Source organism: Rhodoferax bucti (assembly GCF_005876985.1).
In the GTDB taxonomy this organism is placed as follows: Bacteria; Pseudomonadota; Gammaproteobacteria; order Burkholderiales; family Burkholderiaceae_C; genus Allorhodoferax; species Allorhodoferax bucti.
This window is the reverse complement of the sequence record NZ_VAHD01000004.1, coordinates 126,844-144,363: the sequence shown is the minus strand read 5'-3', so window position 1 is coordinate 144,363 and position 17,520 is coordinate 126,844. Positions and strand designations below refer to the sequence as shown.

The window sequence follows — 17,520 nt, the reverse complement described above, 5'->3', positions numbered from 1 at the left end:
CGTAACTCGGCTGTAATCGAAAATATGCCTTCGATGCTAGCATGGGCGCGTTCCTTGCTTCATCCGAAGCCTCTCTCACATCACTCCCAGACCTATGAATAAAGCACCTGCCGCAGAAACGGCCAAGCGCGCAAAAGACAACGAGCGTCCCTTGGTAGAAGACATCCGCCTCCTTGGGCGCATTCTGGGGGATGTGATCCGGGAGCAGGAAGGTGTTGACGCTTATGAGCTCATCGAAAAAATCCGTACCCTGTCGGTGGCCTTCCGTAGGGATGCCGACCAGGAAGCCGACAAGGCCCTCAAAAAATTGCTCAAGAGCCTGTCTGGCGACCAGACGGTAAGCGTGATCCGCGCATTCACCTATTTTTCGCACCTCGCCAACCTCGCCGAAGACCGCCACCATATCCGCCGCCGTGCCATCCACGAGCGTGCCGGTGATACCCAGGAAGGCAGCATTGAAGTTGCCATGTCCCGCCTGCGCTGGGCTGGCATTGCGCCCAAGGCAATTTCGCAAACACTGGCACAAAGCTTTGTGTCTCCCGTGCTCACCGCGCACCCCACTGAAGTGCAGCGCAAGAGCATTCTGGATGCAGAGCGTGACATCGCCCAACTGCTGACCCAGCGCGATGAGATCAAGCAACGCGCCAGCATCGTCGACAGCAAAAAAGACGCGCTCACCCCCAAAGAGCTGGCCGCCAACGAAGCCCAAATGCGCGCCCGGGTGATGCAGCTCTGGCAGACGCGCCTCCTGCGTTTCTCGAAGCTGACCGTGGCCGACGAAATTGAGAACGCGCTGAGCTACTACGAGTCCACCTTTCTGCGCGAGATTCCCAAGCTCTACGCCGACCTGGAAGACATGCTGGGCAACCAGCCGGTGCACAGCTTTTTGCGCATGGGCCAATGGATTGGCGGTGACCGCGACGGCAACCCCAACGTCAGCGCGCAGACGCTGGAATACGCCCTGCGCCGCCAAGCCGAAGTGGCCCTGCGCCACTACCTGACCGAGGTGCACTACCTGGGCGGCGAACTCTCCATCTCCGCCATGCTGGCCGACTGCACGCCCGCGATGCAAGCCCTGGCCGAAAGCTCCCCCGACCAGAACGCCCACCGCAAGGACGAGCCCTATCGCCGTGCACTGACCGGCATGTACGCCCGCCTGGCAGCCACCCTCAAAGACCTGACCGGCACCGAAGCTGCGCGCCACGCCGTGGCGCCGCAGAACCCGTACCTGAAAGCCGAAGACTTCGTGGCCGACTTGCGGACCATCGAAGCATCGCTCAAGGCCAACCACGGTGCGGCCCTGACCGCGCAGCGCCTGCACCCGTTGATCCGCGCGGTGGAAGTGTTCGGCTTCCATTTGGCCACTGTCGATTTGCGCCAAAGCTCCGACAAACACGAGGAAGTGGTGGCCGAGCTGCTGTCCACCGCCCGCGTGCATGCCGACTACAGCAGCCTGGCCGAAGAAGAAAAACGCACCCTTCTGCTGGGCCTGCTCAACGATGCGCGCCCCTTGCGGGTGCACGGCGTGGAGTACTCGGCCCATGCCCAAGGCGAGTTGGCAATTTTTGCCATGGCCAAGGTGATGCGCGAGCGCTTCGGCGTAGAGGCCATTCGCCACTACATCATCAGCCACACCGAAACCGTGAGCGACTTGCTCGAAGTGTTGCTGCTGCAAAAAGAGGTGGGCCTGGTGCGCGGCACCCTGGATGCCGAAGCGACTGCCGACCTGATCGTCGTGCCGCTGTTTGAAACCATCGAAGACCTGCGCAATGCCGCGCCCATCATGCGCGACTTCTACGCCCTGCCCGGCGTGGCCGATCTGGTCAAGCGCAGCGGTGCGGAGCAAGACATCATGCTGGGCTACTCCGACTCCAACAAGGACGGCGGCATCTTCACCAGCAACTGGGAGCTGTACCGCGCCGAGATCGCGCTGGTGGAACTCTTTGACGTGCTGGCCACCCAGCACAAGATCCAGCTGCGCATGTTCCACGGCCGTGGCGGCACGGTGGGTCGCGGCGGCGGCCCGAGCTACCAGGCCATCCTGGCCCAACCTCCCGGCACCGTGCGCGGCCAGATCCGCCTGACCGAACAAGGTGAAGTCATCGGCTCCAAGTACGCCAACCCTGAAATCGGTCGTCGCAACCTGGAAACCCTGGTCGCGGCCACCTTGGAAGCCACTTTGTTGCAACCCACCAAGTCGGCAACCAAGGCCTTCCTGGAGGCCGCTGCCGAGCTGTCGCAAAACAGCATGTCGGCGTACCGGGCGCTGGTGTACGAAACCGCAGGCTTCACCGAATACTTTTTCGCCTCCACCCCGCTGCGCGAAATTGCCGAACTCAACATCGGCTCACGCCCTGCATCGCGCAAAGCCTCGCAGCGGATTGAAGACCTGCGGGCCATCCCCTGGGGCTTCAGCTGGGGCCAGTGCCGCTTGACACTGCCGGGCTGGTTCGGCTTCGGCTCGGCTGTGCAAAAGTTTGTGGGCACCGGCACTGCCGCCGAGCAAAAAGAGCGCGTGGCCTTGCTGCAGAAGATGTACAAGCAGTGGCCCTTCTTCCGCACCCTGCTCTCCAACATGGACATGGTGATGGCCAAGAGCGATCTGGCGCTGGCCTCACGCTACGCCGAGCTGGTGAGCGACGCCCGCCTGCGCAAGAAGATATTTACCGCGATTGAAGCCGAATGGCATGGCACCGCCCAAGCGCTGGCCACCATCACCGGTGAAAAAAACCGCCTGGCCAACAACGCCGCACTGCAGCGCTCCATCCGCCACCGCTTCCCGTATATCGACCCTCTGCACCACTTGCAAGTGGAGCTGGTGCGTCGCTACCGCGAAGGCAAGGCGGACGAGCGGGTGCAGCGCGGTATCCACATCTCCATCAACGGCATTGCTGCCGGCCTGCGCAACACGGGCTGATGGGGCACGATGCCTAAAAACAAAAAGGGCCTGCGGGCCCTTTTTTTATGGCGGCAAACGCCATGCATTTACCGCCACCGCGCTTCGATCCGCGCGTATTCGCCGTTTTTGCGTATGGCATCCAGCCCGGCATCAAACTGGGCGATCAAGGGCTGCACACCGGGATACTTTTTGGAGAAGGACAGGTACAAGCTCGGCTCCAGGAGCACCCCGCGCAAACGGAATCCATGGCCCAGCGTCGGGTTGTTGGATGCAATTTCTGCGGCCACCCGGTCATAAACCAGCGCGTAGTCCACCCGCCCGGCCACCAGCTTGCGCAGCGACGTCAAATCGGACGCCGCCACATCACGGACCATAGCGGGGTCGCCATCAAACGCGGTGCCGTAGTCGTAGCCGTTGGTCACGCCTACACGCTTGCCACGCAATGCCTGCACATTGACCGTTTCTTTGGCGCCGTCAGTGCGCCCATAGATGCCGATGCGGGCGCGAAACAAATGGTATCTGTGCCAGAGGTATTTGTTTTCAGTGCGGGGGTCGCGCAAGGTGTCAAAACAACCGGCGAGCTTGCCGCTCTCCACCTCATACATGCAACGGGCATAGGGCAGTGGCACCAACTCCAGCGCGACCCCTGCCGCCGCCCAGGCAGCCTGCACCAGCTCGACCGCAAAGCCGGCCGGTTGCCCGGCTTGCACATAGGCATAGGGCCGCCAATCGTCTTCCACCCCGATGCGCACTTTGAGCGCCGGCTGGGCCCCAGCCACCGCGGCAAAGCTAAAACACAGCGCACCCGCAAGACCCGCAAGACCCGCAAGCCCACTATGGCGCCACCACCCCCTCATTGAGAAATGAGCGCTCTGACCGAGGCGAGCTGCCGCCGCGATACCGACAACAGCTCCTCCAAGCCTTGCAGCCGCACGGCCCAGCCCTCGCCCTCCTCCGCATCGAAATGCTTCTCCAGGGAGCGCACCATCTTGCGGGCTACCAGCGCATTGCGGTGGATGCGGATGAACTTGCCGCCGTGCTTTTCTTCCAAGTCGTTCAAGGCGCCATCCAGGATGTAGCTGCGCGTGGCCGTGCGCACCGTGATGTATTTGAGCTCGGCCTTGAAGTAAAGCACCTGCGTTAAAGGCACACGCTCTGTGCGGTTGCGTTCCTGAATGATGAGCACTTCTTCACTCACCAAATCGGCCTGTAGCGCACGTCTGGCATGCGCAAAGCGCTCTGCTTTTTGTAGCGCTGCCTGCAGGCGCTCCAGGCGCACAGGCTTGGTCAGGTAGTCCACTGCTTCCAGGTCAAAGGCGGCTACGGCATGCTCCGCATGCGCGGTCACGAAAACGATGGCCGGCGGATACGGCAGGCTGCGCAAGGTTTGCGCCAAAGCCAAGCCGCTGCTGCCGGGCATGTGGATGTCCAGAAACACGAGGTCCACCGGCTGCTGGCGCAGCAAGGCGGCGGCCTGTTCGGCATTTGGGGCTTCGGCTGCCACATGCACCGCGGGGTGGGTGCAATAGCCCAGCAAGGTACGCATGCGGGCCCGGGCCAAGGGCTCGTCGTCCACCAGCATCACCCGCAACTGGGTGTCAGGCTGCATTGCAGTCATAAAGGCACCTCCATACGCACTTGGTACACACCGTCTTTCAGGCCGCTCTTGAATTGGCCCTGCACATCATGCAACAAAGCCAACCGCTCCTGCACATTGCGCAACGCCAGCCCGTGGCCGCGTGCGCCTTGCCCTGCAGGCACCGTGTTGGTGACCTTGATGACCGCTACCGTACCTTTGCAACGTGTCGAAATTTTGATGGCGGCCCCCTGCGCACTGGGCTCCACGCCATGACAGACCGCATTTTCTACCAGCGGTTGCAGAATCAGGGGCGGCAGATGGGCGGCCTCGGCTTTCGGGTCGAGGTCCCACTGCACCTGCAGCCGCTCGCCAAACCGCACCTGCTCAATCGCAAGATAACGCTGCGCCAGCAACAACTCCTCGCGCAGGGTGACCGAGCTGCTCGGGTCCTTGAGCGCGTGGCGAAACAAGTCGCTCAAATCTTCGAGCAAGGCCTCGGCCTTGGCTGGCTCAGCGCGCACCAGGGCAATAGCGCTGTTGAGGGTATTGAACAAAAAATGCGGCCGGATGCGCGACTGCAGCTCGGCCAGGCGGGCCGCCGTATCCGCCGGCGTGCGGCCTTTGGCACGCATCACCAGAGCCGCCACCAAGAGGCTGGACAACAAGGCCCCAGAAAAAAGGCTGGCCACCCAGGGCGGGCTCTCCAGCAGACCGGACCAGGCAAGCAGGCCGCAACCATACAAGCCTGCAATTCCCCCCAGCGCGATGGCCAAGGCGTATTGCGCCGCCTTGGGCATGCCTGCGAGCCAGCGCTTGGCAATACAAGCCGCCAACAACCACGCCAAGGTACCTGGTAGCGCCGCACCGGTGACCAGGGCCAAGCGGGCAATCCAGTCCCACACGCTGGCGGAAGCAAACATGCACACCACCGCCAGCGACACCTCGACAAACAACACCGCGCGCAGCACCACCCCGATGTGGCAGGCATCAAACACCAGCACCGGCGCGGGTGCTGCAGGCCGCCCTGTGGGGGGCAGGTCCTGGAACGTCGATAATATTTGGTTGTCGTTCATGTCCACCGGATTTTGACTCCTTTCCTGAAAAGCGCCTCCCATGTCCCAAAACCAATTCGATAAAAAGTCCCAAGCGTGGTCCGCGCTGTTTTCCGAGCCCATGAGCGACCTGGTCAAGCGCTACACCTCCAGCGTGTTTTTTGACAAACGCCTCTGGCAAGCCGACATCACCGGCAGCCTGGCACACGCCGAAATGCTGGCCGCGCAGGGCATCATCAGTGCCGACGACCACGCATCCATCCAAAAAGGCATGGCCCAGATCTGGGGCGAAATCGAATCCGGCGCTTTCGAGTGGAAGCTGGACCTGGAAGACGTGCACCTGAACATCGAAGCGCGCTTGACCCAGCTGGTGGGCGATGCCGGCAAGCGCCTGCACACCGGCCGCAGCCGCAACGACCAAGTCGCCACCGACGTGCGCCTGTGGCTGCGCAGCGAGATTGATTTGATTGGCGAGCTGCTGGTGGACTTGCAAAAGTCGCTGGTCGATGTGGCTGAAGCAAACGCGGAAGTCATCCTGCCCGGCTTCACCCATTTGCAAGTGGCCCAGCCCGTGAGCTTTGGCCACCACATGCTGGCCTATGTGGAAATGTTCAGCCGCGATGCCGAGCGCTTTGCGGAAGTGCGCCGCCGCACCAACCGTCTGCCGCTGGGCAGCGCCGCATTGGCCGGCACCAGCTACCCGCTGGACCGTGAGCGCGTGGCCAAGACGCTAGCCATGGACGGCGTCTGCCAGAACAGCCTGGACGCCGTGAGCGACCGCGACTTTGCGATCGAATTCACCAGTGCCGCCAGCCTGACCATGGTGCACATCAGCCGCATGAGCGAAGAGCTGATCATCTGGATGAGCCAGAACTTCGGCTTCATCAAGATTGCCGACCGCTTCACCACCGGCTCGTCCATCATGCCGCAGAAGAAAAACCCTGACGTGCCCGAGCTGGCACGCGGCAAGACCGGCCGCGTGGTTGGCCACCTGATGGGCCTGATCACCCTGATGAAAGGCCAGCCCCTGGCCTACAACAAGGACAACCAGGAAGACAAAGAGCCGCTGTTCGACACCGTGGACACCTTGAAGGACACGCTGCGCATCTTCTCCGAGATGATTGGCGGGCAGGTGAATGCGGCCACGGGCCAGAAAGAAGGCGGCATCAGCGTGAACGCCGAAGCCATGGAACGCGCTGCCCTCAAGGGCTACGCCACTGCCACCGACCTGGCCGACTATCTGGTGAAGAAGGGCCTGCCTTTCCGCGATGCCCACGAGACCGTAGCCCACGCGGTGAAGGCAGCCCAGAGCCACGCCTGCGATTTGTCTGAATTGCCGCTGGCGGTACTGCAGGGCTTCCATGCCAGTATCGAGAAAGATGTGTACGAGTGCCTGAGCCTGCGCGGCTCGCTCAATGCGCGCAATATTTTGGGCGGTACCGCGCCGGCCCAAGTGCGTGCGCAGATTGCGCGGCACCGCGCTCGCTTGGGCTGAGGTTCAACCAACTACTTTCGAACGAAATGGGGGCCTAGCCCCCGTTTTTATTGCGCGAGTAGCTACAAAATTCGTAGCATTTACTCGCTCATTCAACCCGCCAGCACCCGCTCCAGATCGCTGGCCAAGTGGTCCACCGCCTCTTCGGTGGTCGCCCAGGAGCACATGAAGCGCGCACCGCCGCCAATGAAGGTGTAGAAGGTCCAGCCCAGCGCCTTGAGGCGGGCAATGGCGGGCTCGGGCAAGTTGACGAACACGCCGTTCACTTCGGTGGGCAGCAGCAACTCGGCACCGGCGATGCCGGCAATGCGCTCTGAGAGGCGATGCGCCATGGCGTTGGCGTGCGCGGCGTGACGCAGCCAGGTGCCGTCGGTCAACATGGCCAGCCAAGGGGCGGACAGATAGCGCATCTTGGAGGCCAGCTGCCCGGCCTGTTTGCAGCGGTAGGAAAACTCTTCGCCCAGCTTGCGGTCAAAAAATACGATGGCTTCACCAATCGGCAAGCCCATCTTGGTGCCGCCAAAGCACAGCACATCCACCCCAGCGCGCCAGGTGATGTCGGCCGGCGCCACCTTGAGGGCGGCTACGGCGTTGGCGAAGCGGGCGCCGTCCATGTGCACCTTCAGGCCGTGCTCCTGCGCGATGCGGCTGATGCCACTGATCTCGCCCTTCTGGTAAACCGAGCCCATCTCGGTGGACTGGGTCAGCGTGACGACCTTGGGCCGCGGGTAGTGCACATCGGTGCGGCGGGTGATGACCTCCAGCACTCCGGCCGAGGTGAGCTTGCCGTGGCGGTGCGGGGCGGAGAGCAGTTTGGAGCCATTCGAGAAAAACTCGGGCGCGCCGCACTCATCGGTCTCGACGTGAGCGGTGTCGCTGCAAATGACGGCCTGGTAGGACTGGCACAAGGACGCCAGCGCGATCGAGTTGGCCGCCGTGCCGTTGAACACAAAGAACACCTCGGCGTCCGCCTCAAACACCTCACGGATGCGGTCGCAGGCCAAGCGCGTGGCGTCGTCATTACCGTAGGACGCCGCAAAGCCCGTGTTGGCCGCCATGAAAGCCTGCATGGCCTCGGGGCAGATGCCGGAGGTGTTGTCGCTGGCGAATTGCAAATAGTGGCCGGGGGCAACGGTGGACAGAGAGGTAGGCAAAGTGGTCATGGCGGTGTAATATCGTTTTAGCGGATATTTCCGGTATATCGAACAAAAATCCATTTTACCGACCAACACCAGCATGGCGCAAGTCCCCCACCCTACTCCTTTGGTCGACGGCCCCCCAGCTGTAGGCTCCAAACTGCAAGACGCCCGCAAGGCGCAACAGCTCTCGCTGGACGAGCTCTCCAAACGCGCAGGAGTTTCCAAATCCATGCTCTCCGAAGTAGAGCGCAACCAAGCCAACCCGACAGTCGGTGTACTGTGGCGCCTGGCGACGGCGTTGGGCATCAGCCTCACTGACCTGCTGGGCAACACCACTGCCGACAAGGCCACGCCGACGGTGGAGCTGGTACCGGCCCACACCATCCCTGTCACCACCAGCCCGGACGGCAAGTGCACGCTGCGCATCCTGGGACCCATTGCCTTGGCGGGCCGGGTGGAGTGGTACGAGCTGGCCGTAGAACCCGGCGGCGTGCTGGCCTCCGAGCCGCACGAGGCAGGCGCGAAAGAGCACCTCTCGGTGCTCAGCGGCAGCCTCACGGTGCAGGCCGCCGACAGCAGCAAGGTGCTCAAGGCGGGCGACAGCGCGCGCTACGCGGTGGACGTGCAGCACGCCATCAGCAACACCGGCAAAGGCATGGCCAAGGCGGTGCTGGTGGTGGAGCACTTGGGCTAACTTCCAAGCAAAAATGGCCCTGGCGCTTGTGGAATATGCGCGAGCAGCTATTGAATTCATAGCAATTCAGCACTGCAACCTCCAAGGCTCGCTCGCAAAACGCTCCACCAAAAAGTCCAGCAAAGCCCGCACCGCCGGAGAGAGGTGCTTGCGCGAGGGGTAGAGCGCGTAGATGGACATCATGGGCAGCTGCCACTGCGGCAGCACCTGTTGCAAGCTTCCATCATGCAGGTGAGGGCTTGCCAGGTACGTGGGTTGCATGGCCACCCCGCCGCCTGCGAGCGCAGCCCGCAGCAAAGCCGTGGCCTCGTTGGCGCTGAAGTGGCTGCCCACATGCACCTCGGCGTGCTCCTCGCCGCGGTGCAGTTTCCATATGCTTTTGCCGAAATTGGCATAGCTCAGACAACGGTGCACCTGCAGGTCTGCGGGTAGCTGTGGCGTGCCGTGCTTTGCGAGGTAGTCCGGCGAAGCCACCAGCACCGAGGCACATGGCGCCAGCACCCGGCCGATGAGCGCCGGGTCCGGCTCGGCGCTGATGCGAATGGCCAAGTCGATGCGCGCCTCCACCAGGTTGAGTGCACCTTCGCTGGCGTTGAGGTCGATCTTGAGCTGCGGGTAGAACGCCAGAAAGTCGGCAATCGCCGCCGCCATTTCCGCATAGGCGAACGACATGCTGCAGGTCACCCGCAGTTGCCCGCGCAGCGCGCCGTCGTGGCGGCTGGTCTCTTCTTCGACGTTTTCCATGAGCGCCAGCATCTGCTGGCTGCGGCGCAGGCAACTCTCACCGGCGTCGGTCAGCGTGACGCTGCGGGTAGTGCGCTGGAGCAGGCGTGCGCCCAGCCACTGCTCCAGCTCGCCTACATAACGCGTCACCATGGCGCGCGACATGTCCATCTTGTCGGCCGTGGCGCTGAAGCTGCCACTCTGCGCCACCTCCACAAACACCTGCATGGCGGTTAAACGGTCCATGATTTGCTCATTTTATGAAACAGTTTTGGCCGAATTATCGGGTTTATCTGCGCGGATATTGAAATTAAAGTTCAACCCAACGCTGATGAGACGTCCTCTTAGCGTCCAACCACTACCAGGAGTTCACCATGATCCGCACTACCGTTATCGCCGCATCGCTGGCCATCGCCTTTACCTCACTGTCTGGGGCAGCAAACGCCCAACAACCGCTCACCGTCAAGATCTACAACGCTGATGCCAACAGCTTCAACGTCAATTCCACGCTGGTTTATGGCCAGAAAGACGCCATCGTCATTGACGCCGGTTTCACCCGTGCCGACGCCTTGCGCATCGCTGCCAACGTGCTCGACAGTGGCAAGCAACTGACCACCATCTACGTGAGCCAGGCCGACCCTGACTACTACTTCGGTGTGGAAGCCCTGAAAGAAGTGTTCCCCCAGGCCGACGTGGTGACCACACCCGCTGTGCTGGGCAAACTCGCGCCCAAGCTGGCTGGCAAGGTCGCGTTCTGGGGCCCCAAAATGGGCGCCAACGCCCCCCGCAAGCCCGTGGTGCCCCGTGCCCTGGAAGGCAACACCCTGACGCTGGAAGGCCAGACCATCGAGATCCGCGGCACCCAAGGACTGCTGGCACACCGCCCCTATGCCTGGATTCCGTCCATCAAGGCGGTGGTCGGCAACATCGGCGTGTTCGGCAACATGCATGTCTGGACCGCTGACACACAAACCGCTGCAGAGCGCGCCGCATGGGTAGCCCAGCTGGACGAAATGGCCGCTTTGAAGCCTGAGCTGGTGATTCCCGGCCACATGAAGGCAGGTACCAAGGTAGACGCCAGCAACATTGCCTTCACCAAAGACTACTTGCAGACTTTCGAGAAAAACCTCGCTGCCAACAAGACCAGCGCCACCTTGATCCCCGCCATGAAGCAGGCCTACCCTGCCCTGACGGACGGCGGCCTGTCGCTGGACATCGGCGCCAAGGTCAACACCGGCGAAATGAAGTGGTAAACCCCGTCGCCATGCCCTAAGGCATGGCATCCATCCCTGCACCCAGGAGCGCACATGTCCCTTCTTCACCAAGTTTTACAAGACCTGAACGCGGGTCGCTGGAACGCCGCACACGACCAGGTGCAAAAGGACGACTCCATGCTGGGCGCCTGGTTGCACGGCATCTTGCACCTGCAGGAAGGCGATCTGGAAGACGCCGAGAACTGGTACAACCGCGCCGCCCGTCACTTCCGCAGCCGCGGTAGCCTGCAGGAAGAGATCGTCCTTTTTGAGCAAGCGCTCGCAGCCGCCACGCTTAACAACCATTGAAAAAACTCCACCCCATGTCCACCACTGTGACCTCCGTGACCTATTTATTCGACCCCTTGTGTGGCTGGTGCTACGGCGCCTCCCCTGCCATCCAGCGCCTGGGGCAGGAAGCGACGATCTCCTTGGAGCTGGCGCCCATCGGCTTGTTCAGCGGCGGCGGGCGCGTGATGAGCGCAGACTTCGCCGACTTTGCGTGGTCCAACGATGTACGCATCGGAAAGCTCACCGGCCAGACCTTTAGCGAGGCCTACCGCAGCCAGGTGCTGGGCCAGCACGGCACCCGATTTGATTCATCCGCCGCCTCTCTCGCCCTCACTGCCGTGGCACACACCGCACCGGCGGAAGAACTGAATACCTTGAAGCTTTTGCAGGAGGCACGCTACGTCAATGGCCTGGACATCTGCACCCCGCAAGGTGTGGACGGCGTACTGCGTGCCAGGGGCCTGACGGCGGCGGCCGACCTGTTAGCCCGACAGGACGCAGACCTGCAACTCCAGCACGATGCCCGCGTGCAGAAAGCCCGCCGCCTCATGCAGGCCCATGGCGCACAAGGCGTGCCGGCCATGGTGGTCCACGGCGCGAGCGGCGCTCGCCTGGTGCGTGGCGACGCGCTCTACAACGGCCACGACGCCCTGTTGGCAGCGATTGCCGGAGCCGCGGCCTAAGGCTTGCGGGGCGGCACAAAGGCCGCTCTGGCTTGCAGGGCTCGCTCGCGGGCGTGGCAGCCCTCCAGGTGGTCATTCACCAATCCCATGGCCTGCATGAAGGCATACATGGTGGTGGGGCCCACAAAGCTCCAGCCGCGCTTGCGCAAGTCTTTGGACAGTGCGATTGATTCCGGCGAGGTGGTCACCCCGCTGAGCGTTTGGTGGGTAATGGTGGCCGGGCGGCTGCCGCTGACAGGCTCAAAGCCCCAGAAGTAGGCCGCCAGACTACCGAACTCTGCTCGCAGCTCCTGAGCCTTTTTGGCGTTGTTGATGGTGGAAGCAATCTTGCCGCGATGGCGCACGATGCCGGCATCCAGCACCAGGCGTTTCTCGTCGGCCTCATCGAACAGGGCCACCTTGTCCATATCAAAACCTGCAAAGGCGGCGCGGAAGGACTCGCGCTTGTTCAGTATGGTGAGCCAGCTCAAGCCCGCCTGAAAGCCTTCAAGGCAAATCTTCTCGAACAAGCGCGTGTCGCTGTGCACCGGGAAGCCCCACTCCTGGTCGTGGTAGCGCTGGTATTCGGCCGTGCTGCGGCACCAGACGCAACGTGCAGTGTGGTTATCGTCGGTAAAGAGCCCGTTGGGCGCGGCAGTGTCGTTAAGCATGGGGCCTCCGCAAGGTGCACTGAAGTACTGTTTTTTTTATCAGTATAGCGTGTCACTCGGGCCTCAAGCTCTCCACACCGCCCACTGCGATGCACCAGAACAACAAGGCTTCAATTACAAGCAAAAAGAGCCGCTAGCGCCCGTAAAACATGTGCAAGCAGCTCTTATTTTGATAGCATTCTGATGTAGGCCCTACCTCGTCTTGTGGAGCCGCGCCCGGCTGCGGCACACAGGCATGAGCGAGCAGGCCAAGCACCAGGTTCGGGTGATTGGCGTGTTTACACGGAAGCGGGGGGCGGCACGGCGGGGAGGTCGGGCGGCTCCGGGCTCTCTGCGTAGCGCTCCTTGATTTCCAGCAACGCCGGCAGCTGGCCCAAAAACAAGTCCACCAGCTCCGGGTCGAAGTGCTTGCCCTTCTCAGCCTGCAGCAGGGCCACCGCCTCTTCCACCGACCAGGCTTTTTTGTAGGGCCTCACTGAGGTCAAGGCGTCAAACACATCAGCAATGGCTACGATGCGGGCCTCGATGGGAATGGCCTCGCCCACCAGCTTGTAGGGGTAGCCGCTGCCATCAAACTTTTCGTGGTGAGCCAAAGCAATCACCCGGGCCATTTGCAGAAGTGGCGAGTCGTGCTCGCCCAAAATCTCGGCGCCAATATGTACATGCTGCTGCATGATGGTCCACTCCTCTGCCGAGAGTTTTCCGGGGCGCAGCAAGATGCCGTCGGGCGTGCCGATCTTGCCGATGTCGTGCATGGGTGCGGCATAAAACAACTCATCGGCAAACCCTGTGCTGAAGCCCGCCGCCAGCGCCAGAATGCGCGAGTAGTGGCTCATGCGGATGGAGTGCAGGCCGGTTTCGTTGTCGCGGTACTCCGCGGCACGGCCCAAGCACTGAATAATTTGCAGTCGGGTCTTTTTGAGCGCATCGGCATGCACCAGCGACAAGTGCGTTTTGACCCTGGCACGCACCACCGGCGGGCTGATGGGTTTGGTGATGTAGTCCACACCACCCGCCTCAAAACCTGCAGATTCGTCGCGTACATCACTCAACGCCGTCACAAAAATCACCGGTATCGCCTGCGTGGCGGGGTTGGCTTTGAGGCGCTGGCATGTCTCCAGCCCGGTCAGGCCGGGCATCATCACATCCAGCAGGATCAGGTGGGGCAACTCGTCTGCCGCCAGTTGCAAGGCCTTCTCGCCGTCGCGTGCAAACAGCAGGCGGTAGTCTTGGTTGAGCACTTCCCGCAGGATTTGCAGATTGGTGGGCTCATCGTCCACCACCAGAATTTTGGGGCGTTCGTCCTGCTGCTTCATGGCGCAAGCTCCTCGTGGCTGTATCGGTTGCGCAAGTCAGTAAGCAACTGCCTTGCCAGTTCAAAGTCAAAGGTGTTGATGGCGTCATCTAGCGCCGTGTAGTCCTTGCCCGGTAGCAATTCTGCCAAGGCGGCCACGGCGCTTTCGGCCAGCTCCCCGCGCGCCAGTGCGTCGTCCAGCTGTTTCAGCACCGCGAGCAAACGTGGCACATCCAGCGCACCTTGCTCGGGCACCGGCTGCACGGTGTCGCCCGCGCCATCGCCCACCAACTGGGACAAGGCCTCTTTCACATTGCCCAGCTCGTCTGCCAGCTGGTTCAGCAGCGCCGGCATGCCCTGCGGCCCGGTTGCAGCCAATTCCCGCTCCAGCGTGGCGCTCAATGCGGTGGTGCGCGACAAGGCCAAGTTGGCCGCCGCACCTTTGAGCTTGTGCAGCTAGGCGCCCAGCTCTGCGGGCGTAGCCAGCGCATGGCGCAAACGTGGCACGGCATCGCCGTAGTCCGCCAGAAAGCGGCGTATCGCCTCGCGGTGGCGCTGCTCGCTCCCCCAGAGTTGGCGGCCGGTGTGCCAGTCGATCACCGAGCCGCGCACCACGGGCGCTGCCGCATCTGCGCCCTGCTGCGCCACGGCTTTGGCGGGTGTGACCGCAATGCCCAGCAAGCGGGCGATTTCCTGCGTCAGGTGGTACAAATCCACCGGTTTGCTGGAGAAGCCATTCATGCCGGCGGCAAAGGCTTCCTTCACGTCCTCTTCGAGCACGCTGGCGGAGAACGCAATGATGGGCGTAGGCACCCGGCCCGCAGCGGCCTCCCACTGCCGTATGCGGCTGCTGGCTTCGAGCCCGGTTAGCACCGGCATTTGCACGTCCATCAACACGATGTCAAAGCCACCGGCCATGAAGGCGTCTACCGCCTCCTGGCCATTGGTCGCCGTGGTCAGGATATGGCCATAGCGGCTCAACAACAGCTCCAGCAACTCCAGGTTTTGCGGCACATCGTCTGCCGCGAGGATGCGCAGCGGCGGCAACTCCACCACCGCCTGCTCCCACACACTGCCGACCGGCTGCCCTTGGGCCAGAGGCAGCTCCACATGGAAGCGGCTGCCCACGCCGACTTCACTCTCCACCCAGATACGCCCCTGCATCAGCTCAATGAGCTGGCGGGCAATCGTGGTGCCCAAGCCAGTGCCGCCAAAGCGGCGGGTCATGGACGCATCGGCCTGCGCAAACGGGTCAAAAATATGCGAAATGCGGTCCTGCGCAATGCCAATACCGGTGTCCTGCACCACCAGGTGCACCACGCCATCGTGCTGCTGCACCTGCAAGGTGACTTGGCCTTTTTCAGTGAACTTGATGGCGTTACCCACCAGGTTGATCAAAATCTGCTGCACCCGCAGCGCATCGCCATTAAAGAACTCGGGCTCGCTGTCCGCATAGTCCAGCACCAGCGGCAAGCCTTTGCCTTGGGCGTTCACCCGCAGCGTGGCCAGCACCTGCATGCACACCTCGCGCAGGGAGAAGTCTTTGCGCTCCAACTCCACCGCGCCCCGCTCCAGCTTGGCGGTGTCCAGAATGTCGTTCAGCAGCGTGAGCAGCGAGCGGGCTGCATTGCGCACGGTAGTGAGGTGGCGGCGCTGGTTATCGCTGGCGGGTGCGTCCAGCAGCACATCGGTAAAGCCGATGACTGCATTCATGGGCGTGCGGATTTCGTGGCTCATATTGGCCAGGAAGGTGTTTTTGGCTGCTGCAGCCTGCTCGGCCTTGGCTTTGGCATCGCGCAGGTCTTGCTCCATGGCGTAGCGCTCCGACAAATCGCTGGCGAACTTCACAATCTTGTAGGGCTGGCCCTCGGGGTCGTAAATCGGGTTGTAGCTGCCGTGAATCCAAATGTCTTTGCCGCCCTTGCCGATGCGGTGAAAGTCGCCCGCCGCATACTGGCCCGCGCGCAAGGTGGCCCAGAATTGCTGGTACTCCTGCGCGGCAACCTCTGCGGCTGCACACAGCATGGAGTGGTGCTGCCCTTGCAACTCCTGCAATGGGTAGCCGGTGATATCTTGAAAAATACTGTTGGCATTCAAAATCCTGCCATTCAAATCGAACTCCACCACCGCCAGCGACCGGTTGATGGCATTTACCACCCCCTCAAACTCGGCGTTGCGGCGTTTGCTGTCGGTGATGTCGATCATCACGCCGTCAATCCAGTCCACGCTGCCGTCTTCCCCCCGCACGCCGCTGGCGCTCTCGGACACCCAGTGCTCATGCCCGGCGCGGTCCAGAATGCGGTATTCCATCATGTAGGCGTTGTCGGCGTGCAAACGCTCCACCATCGTGGCGGCCGTCCACTCCCGGTCTTCGGGGTGAATGAGCTGGGCGAAGGTCTTGCCACCGCCCACAAAGTCGCTCGGCAACCAGCCGGTCAGGCGCGCGACCGCATCGCTCACAAACAGCATGGTCCCTTCGTTGTCCAGCCGGCAGCGGAAGGCCACCCCTGGCAAATTGGCAATCAGCGAGCGGTGCTGCTGCTCGCTCTTGCGCAATGCGGTCTCCATTTGCTTGCGTTCGCTGATGTCGGTGATAAAGCCCACAAACAAGGTTTCATTCTTCAAGCGGGCCCGCCCGATAGCCAGGCGCATCGGGAAATGGCTGCCGTCTTTGCGCAGGCCCACAATCTCGCGCCCGGCACGGGCCTGTTCGCTCTGGTCGCCGGCAAAGTAGCTTTGCAGATACGACTCCCGCTGGCCGCGGTGCTCCACCGGCACCAGCAAGTCAATATGCTGCCCCATCGCCTCGTCAGCCGGCCAACCGAAAATGCTTTGTGCAGCCTTGTTGAAATCGCGAATCAAGCCCTTGCCATCGACCGTGACAATGCCGTCCACCGCGGTTTCCATGATGGTGCGGGTGCGCGCCTCGGTTTGCACCATGCGCTGGTAGAGCGAGCGAAAGCGCAGCAGCAAATTGCCGCCCACCGTGATCAAAATGGCCAGCGTGGTGATACCGGCAATTGAAAACGCCAGGTTCAGGTTAGATACCGGCCCGGCCACTTCACCCGGCTCAGTTAAAAAGCCGGTCGCGGCCATGCCGGTGTAGTGCATGCCCGAAATAGCAACGCCCAGCACCACGCCGCTGAGCAAATTAATTTGCTGTGTGCCGAACCCGCTGTGTGCAATCAGGCGAAAGCGCAGCCACAAGGCCAGCACGGAGAGCGCCACCGCCACCACAATGGATACCCCAAAAATCAGCGGATCAAACCGCAGCGTGAGCGTGTGGTGTACCGCCGCCATGCCGCTGTAGTGCATGACGCCAATGCCCGCCCCCACCAGCACGCCGCTGACCAGCAGCTCCCAGCCGGTGACACGCTCTTTGGCCAACAACACCAACGCCACCCACGATGCCAAAAAGCTCGGCAGCATGGACGCCAGGGTAATCGTGGTGTCGTAACGCACGCTGCTGCACACGCTGTAGGCCAACATGCCGATGAAGTGCATGGACCACACGCCCGAGCCCAGCACGAATGCGCCGGAGAACAAAAAGGTTTGCCGGTTGAGCGAGCGCTCTTCGGTGCGCGCCATGCCCGCCAGCTGAAAAGCCATCACCCCCGCCAGCACCGCCACCAGCACGGAGAGCAACACCAACGGCATAGCGTACTCACCGGTGAGCAAGCGTGCAGCATCACTGGCGGACAGGAAAAAATGGCTCAAACCCATGGTGCACTGCCTGTTCTCAAGACAACCGTGGCCACCGGTGGCGCC

15 protein-coding genes are annotated in these 17,520 nt (G+C 62.2%); 6 read left to right on the top strand and 9 right to left on the bottom strand.

The window, feature by feature from the left end; translation table 11 throughout:
* Positions 1–94 precede the first annotated feature (94 nt).
* A complete protein-coding gene (gene ppc, locus FDM28_RS15130; RefSeq protein ID WP_138516595.1) occupies positions 95–2,917 on the top strand; it encodes a phosphoenolpyruvate carboxylase in 2,823 nt (940 codons plus the stop codon).
* 68 nt (positions 2,918–2,985) lie between these two features.
* Here the strand turns inward: ppc and FDM28_RS15125 are convergent, their stop codons facing one another.
* From FDM28_RS15125 to FDM28_RS15115, 3 genes are all read right to left on the bottom strand, one after another.
* On the bottom strand, positions 2,986–3,678 hold the full coding sequence (locus tag FDM28_RS15125; protein ID WP_170211810.1) for a substrate-binding periplasmic protein: 693 nt from the start codon (positions 3,676–3,678) through the stop codon (positions 2,986–2,988).
* A gap of 74 nt (positions 3,679–3,752) precedes the next feature.
* A complete protein-coding gene (locus FDM28_RS15120; protein ID WP_240792034.1) occupies positions 3,753–4,517 on the bottom strand; it encodes a LytR/AlgR family response regulator transcription factor in 765 nt (254 codons plus the stop codon).
* Positions 4,514–5,551 carry a sensor histidine kinase gene (locus FDM28_RS15115; RefSeq protein WP_138516591.1) on the bottom strand — a complete coding sequence of 346 codons (1,038 nt, stop codon included), beginning with the start codon at positions 5,549–5,551 and terminating at the stop codon, positions 4,514–4,516. The genes FDM28_RS15120 and FDM28_RS15115 overlap by 4 nt, the downstream gene beginning before the upstream one ends.
* Before the next feature lie 40 nt (positions 5,552–5,591).
* On the opposite strand from FDM28_RS15115, the gene argH reads away from it, so the two are divergent.
* Positions 5,592–7,025 (top strand): argininosuccinate lyase, encoded by a 1,434-nt coding sequence (gene argH, locus FDM28_RS15110; RefSeq protein WP_138516589.1) that lies wholly within the window; start codon positions 5,592–5,594, stop codon positions 7,023–7,025.
* A 92-nt stretch (positions 7,026–7,117) separates the two neighbouring features.
* Here argH and FDM28_RS15105 read toward each other — a convergent pair whose 3' ends face one another.
* On the bottom strand, positions 7,118–8,188 hold the full coding sequence (locus FDM28_RS15105; RefSeq protein ID WP_138516587.1) for a threonine aldolase family protein: 1,071 nt from the start codon (positions 8,186–8,188) through the stop codon (positions 7,118–7,120).
* 73 nt (positions 8,189–8,261) lie between these two features.
* Here FDM28_RS15105 and FDM28_RS15100 point away from each other — a divergent pair, with 73 nt between their 5' ends.
* Positions 8,262–8,858 (top strand): helix-turn-helix domain-containing protein, encoded by a 597-nt coding sequence (locus tag FDM28_RS15100; protein WP_138516585.1) that lies wholly within the window; start codon positions 8,262–8,264, stop codon positions 8,856–8,858.
* Positions 8,859–8,924: 66 nt separating this feature from the next.
* Here the strand turns inward: FDM28_RS15100 and FDM28_RS15095 are convergent, their stop codons facing one another.
* A complete protein-coding gene (locus FDM28_RS15095) occupies positions 8,925–9,827 on the bottom strand; it encodes a LysR family transcriptional regulator (protein WP_138516584.1) in 903 nt (300 codons plus the stop codon).
* 128 nt (positions 9,828–9,955) lie between these two features.
* Here FDM28_RS15095 and FDM28_RS15090 point away from each other — a divergent pair, with 128 nt between their 5' ends.
* From FDM28_RS15090 to FDM28_RS15080, 3 genes are read left to right on the top strand one after another with little or no spacing between them, the layout of a single operon-like run.
* Entirely contained in the window at positions 9,956–10,834 is an 879-nt protein-coding gene (locus tag FDM28_RS15090) for an MBL fold metallo-hydrolase (RefSeq protein WP_138516582.1), read from the top strand.
* Between the two features lie 54 nt (positions 10,835–10,888).
* Positions 10,889–11,143, top strand: a complete 255-nt coding sequence (locus FDM28_RS15085) for a hypothetical protein (protein WP_138516580.1) — start codon at positions 10,889–10,891, stop codon at positions 11,141–11,143.
* Between the two features lie 14 nt (positions 11,144–11,157).
* Positions 11,158–11,808: a DsbA family protein gene (locus FDM28_RS15080; protein ID WP_138516578.1), complete on the top strand. Its 651-nt coding sequence runs from the start codon at positions 11,158–11,160 to the stop codon at positions 11,806–11,808.
* Here FDM28_RS15080 and FDM28_RS15075 read toward each other — a convergent pair.
* The 4 genes from FDM28_RS15075 to FDM28_RS15065 form a co-directional block, all read right to left on the bottom strand.
* Positions 11,805–12,458 (bottom strand): DNA-3-methyladenine glycosylase I, encoded by a 654-nt coding sequence (locus FDM28_RS15075; protein ID WP_138516576.1) that lies wholly within the window; start codon positions 12,456–12,458, stop codon positions 11,805–11,807. The genes FDM28_RS15080 and FDM28_RS15075 overlap by 4 nt on opposite strands.
* A gap of 278 nt (positions 12,459–12,736) precedes the next feature.
* Complete coding sequence (locus FDM28_RS15070; RefSeq protein ID WP_138516574.1) at positions 12,737–13,774, bottom strand: response regulator; 1,038 nt, start codon at positions 13,772–13,774, stop codon at positions 12,737–12,739.
* On the bottom strand, positions 13,771–14,208 hold the full coding sequence (locus FDM28_RS17770; protein WP_338110197.1) for an Hpt domain-containing protein: 438 nt from the start codon (positions 14,206–14,208) through the stop codon (positions 13,771–13,773). The genes FDM28_RS15070 and FDM28_RS17770 overlap by 4 nt, the downstream gene beginning before the upstream one ends.
* Positions 14,209–17,475, bottom strand: coding sequence for a PAS domain S-box protein (locus FDM28_RS15065; protein ID WP_206021982.1), 3,267 nt, complete (start codon positions 17,473–17,475; stop codon positions 14,209–14,211).
* Between the last annotated feature and the right edge of the window lie 45 nt (positions 17,476–17,520).

Excerpts from the sequence above, each read along its gene's own strand:
- FDM28_RS15095 (WP_138516584.1), bottom strand. The coding sequence starts at position 9,827 with ATGGACCGTTTAACCGCCATGCAGGTGTTTGTGGAGGTGGCGCAGAGT.
- FDM28_RS15080 (WP_138516578.1), top strand. The coding sequence starts at position 11,158 with ATGTCCACCACTGTGACCTCCGTGACCTATTTATTCGACCCCTTGTGT.
- FDM28_RS15090 (WP_138516582.1), top strand. The coding sequence starts at position 9,956 with ATGATCCGCACTACCGTTATCGCCGCATCGCTGGCCATCGCCTTTACC.
- FDM28_RS15070 (WP_138516574.1), bottom strand. The coding sequence starts at position 13,774 with ATGAAGCAGCAGGACGAACGCCCCAAAATTCTGGTGGTGGACGATGAG.
- FDM28_RS15120 (WP_240792034.1), bottom strand. The coding sequence starts at position 4,517 with ATGACTGCAATGCAGCCTGACACCCAGTTGCGGGTGATGCTGGTGGAC.
- FDM28_RS15100 (WP_138516585.1), top strand. The coding sequence starts at position 8,262 with ATGGCGCAAGTCCCCCACCCTACTCCTTTGGTCGACGGCCCCCCAGCT.
- ppc (WP_138516595.1), top strand. The coding sequence starts at position 95 with ATGAATAAAGCACCTGCCGCAGAAACGGCCAAGCGCGCAAAAGACAAC.
- FDM28_RS15115 (WP_138516591.1), bottom strand. The coding sequence starts at position 5,551 with ATGAACGACAACCAAATATTATCGACGTTCCAGGACCTGCCCCCCACA.
- FDM28_RS15105 (WP_138516587.1), bottom strand. The coding sequence starts at position 8,188 with ATGACCACTTTGCCTACCTCTCTGTCCACCGTTGCCCCCGGCCACTAT.
- FDM28_RS15085 (WP_138516580.1), top strand. The coding sequence starts at position 10,889 with ATGTCCCTTCTTCACCAAGTTTTACAAGACCTGAACGCGGGTCGCTGG.
- FDM28_RS15065 (WP_206021982.1), bottom strand. The coding sequence starts at position 17,475 with ATGGGTTTGAGCCATTTTTTCCTGTCCGCCAGTGATGCTGCACGCTTG.
- FDM28_RS15075 (WP_138516576.1), bottom strand. The coding sequence starts at position 12,458 with ATGCTTAACGACACTGCCGCGCCCAACGGGCTCTTTACCGACGATAAC.
- argH (WP_138516589.1), top strand. The coding sequence starts at position 5,592 with ATGTCCCAAAACCAATTCGATAAAAAGTCCCAAGCGTGGTCCGCGCTG.